We start from the raw sequence: 2,980 nt of genomic DNA, 5'->3' as shown, positions 1-2,980 counted from the left end.
TGATCCGTCGTGCTGGGCATGGTTGTCGTGGTCGAGGTTCCGCTCGAAGTTCCGCTGGTCGTCTGGGCAAAGGAAAGCCCGGCCGACACCGCCAGCACGGCCGAAGCAAAAAGGATGCGTTTCATCTTCTTTCTCCTGTCTGAATGCGCGGGATGCGCCTGGCACATCCAACAGGCAGACAGAAAGACTGTTCCCCGAAGAAGCTCAATTTTTGTAACTCTGGTCGAGGGGCTCTATTGCGCCGGGAACACGGATCAGTTCGTCGCTAATTGCTAGTTTCTCTGCCCAGATTTGGTTGAAAAGATTCCACAGCCAGTCTTGACGACCAAGAAGATGTTTCTTCTCTGTTCTCATGGCGCACGAACCAATGTCACGCCGGGCAAGGCGACCCGGCACAATAAGCTCGGCAAGGCTGAATGCAGCTGCGGCAACGTCCCCTACTGCCGTTCCGCCGACCTGATGATGGTGGTGGCGTCGATCCACTAACGCTGAAGTTCGACTGCAGCCGCTGCAAGCCGACGGTGAAGATTACGCTGCTCGAAGTGCATCCGGAGCACCTGCCGAAGCGGCTGATCATCCAGAAGCCAATGAAGATCGACTCAAGATCCATTGGACCACCGAACGGTTCCCGGGATGAGTCCGGCAAACGGCTGGACAGTTCAGGGGCTGACGGACGAGCGCATGGAGATCCATGCGTATTCCCACAATCCACAATGCCACCACAATCAGCCGCTCGATCTTGGAAGGCTGAAGGCTAAACTCGACCGAAGGCGCCGCAACGGCGGATGATCTGATTCCAAGCTCACGCAAAGTGCAGTGGCAATCGTGTCGTGTTGACCTATACGCCCGACACCGCGCCGCCTATCTACCGGGCAAGATCGTAGAGCCGGCAGCCGGCCGAAGCCGAATTTCTCAGGCCGGCGGCGACAACGCGCCAACAGGCGACAATGTCGAAATCGTGCTGTCATAACGCGCACCGGCAAAGTATTCCTACAACGCAAAATGGCTAGCCCGGCGGCGTCCAAGCCTATGCTCCACAGCTAAGTCACACCTGATCGCGACGCCGTGCACGCTCGCATTTCTGCCGTTGCGCGGTGCGCCGCAGGTGCGTAGCCTCCTATACGCACCCGGGTCACGAGCATGAAACAGATGAAAACCGACCAGATTCCACTATTCGTCCAGGACATCGTTGCCCTTGGGTGCGAGATCTGCGCGGTTGGGGATTTCGGCTGCGTCATTGGCGACGCCGATCTTTCTCTCCATCGCCTTGAAGCCATCCAGCCGCAATTGAGGCGTCTCGACCAAACATATGGCTGCCGTCGGCACCTGAAGCGGCAAATTATCGCCTACCTCAATTCCGTCGGCCGCTATGTCGATCCGGCCGAAGATAGCCCGGTGATGCCGCGCCACTGACGGCACGAGCGCCTCGGCGAACCGATTCTGTTGTTCCCGACCTTGCGCTACGCCTGCTAGACGTTGATTTGACCGGCAAGACTTCCCCACAAATCCAGGCGATGTCTGCGCAATAAGAGAGGCTTTGGCGATGCAAAACTCCCGCGCCACTTCGACTATCTCTATGCCTCACCAGGCGAAGCTTGTTTTAGCCAAGATGTGATCTCAATAGCTGAACTGTCGGCGATTAGGGAGCACTCCACACTGTAACCAAATGGGCTGCCCCGCGTTCTTTAACGGCGTACGGCTGTGCCCCTCGCGGGGCAGCCTTGTGTTTCAGGATTTCTGGCATGGTCAACCGGGACACGAGCCGCAATGAAGGAAGCTTCGACTGCCTCATCGTAGGTGGCGGGCCATCCGGGCTCGCGGCTGCGACTTACCTTGGAAGATTTCGAAGGCGAGTAATTGTTGTCGACGCAGATGAAAGCCGTGCAAAGTGGATTCCCTTGACGCGCAACTGCCCAGGCTTTCCAGACGGCATCACCGGCCCTGACCTGCTTGGCCGCCTTCAACTGCAGGCCACTCGATTCGGCGCAAGCGTGGTCCACGACACGATCGTATCCCTTCGCAAAACGAAGGCTGGGTTTTTGGCGGCCGCTTTATCTCCCATTCGTGCCCGCTCGGTGCTCATTGCTACCGGCGTTGTTGACATCCTCCCGGATCTTCCTGGCGCTACCGACATGATCCAAGCTGGCGTCTTGCGATTGTGCCCTATCTGCGACGGCTATGAAGCCATCGACAAACGAGTGGCCGTCATCGGACCAGCCGAACACGCGGTAAAAAAGGCGTTGTTCATGCGCACCTTCACTCAGGATCTGACCCTCCTGATTACTGATCCATCCGAGCCCTCCCCGCAAGAGCGTACCAAACTTAAGAGGGCCGGAATCAAGATCGGCGTCTGCAGACCCAATGCCGTTTGCGCCACGGGCCGGGAGGCGGTAGTGGAACTCATCGACGGCGCAACGCTCTCGTTTGAGACCATCTACCCTGCGATGGGCTCGACCATCCGCTCGAGGCTTGCGGTCGACCTTGGTGGATGCTGTGACAAAGCGGGCAATCTCGTCGTGGATTCGCGCCAGCGCACCGCGGTCCGCGGACTTTATGCAGCCGGAGATGTCGTCAACGAGATCAATCAGCTTGCCGTAGCATTCGGCCACGCAGCGGTGGCTGCCACCGACATTCACAACTATCTTGCAAATGTTCGGGGCGAGCATTGGTCCCAGGCCGAACACGGCCGACCGTGACTTATAGGTACATGGCGCCTAGCTCTGACACCGAGAGCAAATCATGAGGAACGAAGAGGCACGGCGACCGTTCTGGATCGTCGGGTTTCATCATGTATCTTATTCAAATCCTCTTACCTCGGGCGGACAATTCCGGCGGTGTCACAGCTTTTTTGCAGGCACCTGCAGAAAGGCTGTGGCGGCAAGGCAGTACGCATCCGGTGAAGACCGCAGACGTGCGCATCCGGCAGCCAGGAGAACCTGAGCACCGGAGTGCTGGGGTCAAGCTTTCTTTGGGGAGACGC

3 protein-coding genes are annotated in these 2,980 nt (G+C 58.2%); all 3 read left to right on the top strand.

Annotated elements, in window-relative coordinates; all coding sequences use genetic code 11:
• Positions 1–318: 318 nt before the first annotated feature.
• The 3 genes from NKI72_RS34395 (at position 319) to NKI72_RS34385 (ending at position 2,696) form a co-directional block, all read left to right on the top strand.
• Positions 319–486 carry a hypothetical protein gene (locus tag NKI72_RS34395; protein ID WP_352852169.1) on the top strand — a complete coding sequence of 56 codons (168 nt, stop codon included), beginning with the start codon at positions 319–321 and terminating at the stop codon, positions 484–486.
• 654 nt (positions 487–1,140) lie between these two features.
• Complete coding sequence (locus tag NKI72_RS34390; protein ID WP_352852167.1) at positions 1,141–1,413, top strand: Y4lK-related protein; 273 nt, start codon at positions 1,141–1,143, stop codon at positions 1,411–1,413.
• Positions 1,414–1,742: 329 nt separating this feature from the next.
• Positions 1,743–2,696 carry an NAD(P)/FAD-dependent oxidoreductase gene (locus NKI72_RS34385; protein WP_352852165.1) on the top strand — a complete coding sequence of 318 codons (954 nt, stop codon included), beginning with the start codon at positions 1,743–1,745 and terminating at the stop codon, positions 2,694–2,696.
• The last annotated feature ends 284 nt before the right edge of the window (positions 2,697–2,980 follow it).

The sequence above is a fragment of the Mesorhizobium sp. M0437 genome (assembly GCF_040321335.1).
GTDB lineage: Bacteria > Pseudomonadota > Alphaproteobacteria > Rhizobiales > Rhizobiaceae > Mesorhizobium.
This window is presented reverse-complemented; position numbering and strand designations above follow the sequence as displayed.